Consider the following 3,180-nt stretch of genomic DNA (forward strand, 5'->3'; position numbering starts at 1 on the left):
CGGGCGGTCCCGGCCGGCGGCGGCGCGGTCCCGCCGTCGCGGCAGCCGCCGTGCTCGCGCTGCTGGCCGGCGGATATCTGCTCCAGCTCCTCGGTGTCCTGCTGCCCGCCACCGCGCCCGTCGTCGCCGGCGCGGTGCTCGGCCTTCTCATCGAGGCATGGCTGCTGACCCGCGGCACGGCCCTCGCCCGCGGCCTCTCCCGCGCCCAACTCCACCACCCCGTACGGCAGTTGCTGCGGGACGGGCTTCTCCTCGGCGGTCTGGCACGTCTGGAGGTGCTCCGTCCGGTCGCGTACGCGGCCTGGCTGCTGGTCGCCGTGCTGGGGTGCTGGGCGGCGCACTTCGTGTGCCAGGCGGTCGCCGGCCGCGTACGGCGCTCGCGCAGGCTGCCCGTCGTCACCCGCAACATCGACGCCTCCGCCCTGCGCATCGGCACGGCACCGCCCGCGCTCTTCGGACGGTACGGTTCCGCGCGGCTGCTGGCCTGCTCGGCGCTCCTCACCGCGGGGTCGGCGGTCACGGCGGTCACGGGCGACGCCCGCTGGGGCGCGCTCACGGCGCTCGGCTGCTGGGCGGTGCTGCTCGCCGGCGTCGCACATCTCGCGTTCCGGCTGCTGCCCGCGCGCCGCCCCGCGGGCGAGGAGGAGGTCCTCGCCTGGCTCGACGGCTGGCTGGCGGCGTACAAGCCGACGGTGGGCATGTACTTCTCCGGCGGCACGGCCTCCGCGTACCAGGCGAACATGTGGCTCTCCACGCTCGCCAGGCTCGACGGCAGGCCCGTCATCGTGCTGCGTGAGCGCTTCATGGTGCAGAGGATCGAGGCGACGGACATCCCGGTCGTCTGCATACCGAAGGTCGCCCATCTGATGCGCCTGGAGCACTCCGGTCTCGCCGTGCTGCTGCACCCGGCGAACTCCGGAAAGACCTCCCACGTACTGCGCATCCCGACCGTCAAGCACGCGTTCATCAACCACGGCGAGAGCGACAAGCTCTCCTCCTGCAACCCGTACGCGAAGGCGTACGACGAGGTCTGGGTCGCCGGTCCCGCCGCCCGCGAGCGCTACCGCCTCGCCGGCATCGGCGTACGCGACGAGGACGTGGTGGAGGTGGGCCGCCCGCAGCTCGAACCGATCCGCCCGTACGCCGGGCCGCCCGCGCCGGGCGCACCCGTCACCGTGCTGTACGCGCCGACGTGGGAGGGGTGGACGGACGACCCGGGCAACACCTCCCTGCCGCTGGCGGGCGAGCGGATCGTGGCGGCGCTGCTGGCGGACCCGGGCGTACGGCTGCTGTACAAGCCGCACCCGATGACGGGTTCGGTCGACCCGGCGATGAAGGAGGTGGACCGGCGCATCCGCGAGCAGATCGCGCGGGCCGAGGCGCGCCGCCGCGACCGCGCGTACGGTCCCGACGCCCGTAACACCCCGGAGCGCACGCGGGCCCGCGCCGAACTGGCCCGGCACGAGGCCGCGTTGGCCGGACTGGAGGGCCGCGGTCCGGGACACGGCGGCGACGAGGCCGAGCGCATGCTGCGCCAGCACGCGGGGGCGTCGCCCTCGGCTGCGGCCGTACGGGAGGCGGTCGAGGCGTGGGAGGACAGCCACTGGCGGGCGTGCGATCCCGCGGAGCACCAGGTGCTGGCGGGGCAGCGGCCCGGCATCTACTCGTGCTTCAACCAGGCCGACCTGCTGGTGTCGGACGTATCGAGCGTGGTGTCGGACTATCTGAGCAGCGAGAAGCCCTATGCGGTCGTCAACACCACGGGGCTGCCGGAGGAGGAGTTCCGCGCCGGGTTCCCGACCGTCAGCGCGGCCACCATCCTGACGCCGGAGGCCGACGGCATCCCCGCGCTGCTGGATTCCGTGCGCGGGACGTCCGCGGATCCGCTGCGGACGGCCCGTACCCACCTCAAGGCGTATCTGCTGGGACCGGACGAGCCGCCCTCCGCGGTGCGCTTCGCCCGGGCCGTGGAGGCGCTGCGCGCGGAGGCGGAGGCGCACCGGGTACGCCACGGACGGGCGGTACGGGCGGACGGTCCGGAGCCCGCCGCGGCGGACTCCACCGGTCCGGAGCCCGCCGGGCCGGAGGGTCAGCCTCCGGCCGGCGCGTCCGCAGAGGAGGACGGCGCGCTCTGACCTCGCCCGCTCCGTACCGGCGCCTCCGCGCCGCCGCCCCCTGAGCCCTCGCCCTGTGCGCCCGCGGTGCCCGGGGCCGCGGCCTGCACCGGTGCGGGCTCCAGCGGTGTCTCCGACGGCAGCGGCAGCGGCTGGAGCGCCACCACCAGATCGTTGACGAGCGAGAAGTAGAACCACACCCCGGTCTCGGTCTCACCGAGCCGTACCCGCGGCACGAGATCCGTCTTCTTCCGGTCGGCGAGGTCGCCGAGGAGCCGCCCGAAGCGCACACGGGGTGCGTCGTCCTCCGTACCGGTCCGCAGCCACAGATCCCATACGCCCTTCAGACCGCCCGAGTCGAGGGCGGCCGGAAGCTCGTAGGGGAGCTCGAAGACGAGCGACGGCACGAGCCCGGAGACCAGCTCGTACGGAACCTCGAAGTCCGGCTCCGACGCCGCCCGGGAGACAGCGACGACCGTGCTGCCGTCGCCGTCCGCGACCTGTGCCGCACGCCCGTAGAGATCGGCCCGTACGGTGCAGCTCTCCTGCCCCAGCTCGACCGAGGTGACCTCGGCGTGCCCGGGGCGCCGCCAGGCCCGTACGGCGAGATAGCCGTCGAGGGTCGTGTAGGGCACCCACGGGGTGAGCACGCCGTCGGAGTCGAGGGGCGCGGGCATCGACAACAGCCGGGCCGTCTCGACCAGTTCGGACTGGACGCGCTTGCGCTTGCCGTCGGAGATCCGCTCGACGTAGGTGTCCCAGCGGTCCTCCGCGAGGGGGTGCGCGGAGCGTTCGATCCGTACGTCGATCCAGCCGTCGACGGCCTCGGCGCGGGGCGGCAGCGCGATCCGGTGCGGCGCTCCGCCGGCCCGGCGCGCCCGTACGACGAGCGCGGCCGGAGTCTTGGGCAGCCGCTTGGCCAGCAGCCGGATGTGCAGCGAACCGTCGGCTGCCACCCGGGTACGGGCGACGGGGCGGCGCAGCTTGGCCGCGGGACGGTTCGGATGACGGCGCCGCCGCCAGGCGCGTACGGCGGGACGCAGCACCGGACCGGCGACGCGCATCG

Annotated in this window: 1 protein-coding gene and 1 pseudogene; one reads left to right on the forward strand and one right to left on the reverse strand. The window is 74.6% G+C overall.

All coding sequences use genetic code 11. The annotated features are described in order from the left end of the window. The first annotated feature begins 50 nt into the window (after positions 1-50). Positions 51-2,135, forward strand: a complete 2,085-nt coding sequence (locus AN218_RS36625) for a hypothetical protein (RefSeq protein WP_079132072.1) — start codon at positions 51-53, stop codon at positions 2,133-2,135. On the opposite strand, the pseudogene AN218_RS36630 reads toward AN218_RS36625, so the two are convergent. Further along, positions 2,090-3,180, reverse strand: a pseudogene (locus tag AN218_RS36630) (glycosyltransferase); the annotation flags it as partial. The gene AN218_RS36625 and the pseudogene AN218_RS36630 overlap by 46 nt on opposite strands.

Source organism: Streptomyces nanshensis, from assembly GCF_001751255.1.
Taxonomy (GTDB): Bacteria; Actinomycetota; Actinomycetes; order Streptomycetales; family Streptomycetaceae; genus Streptomyces; species Streptomyces nanshensis_A.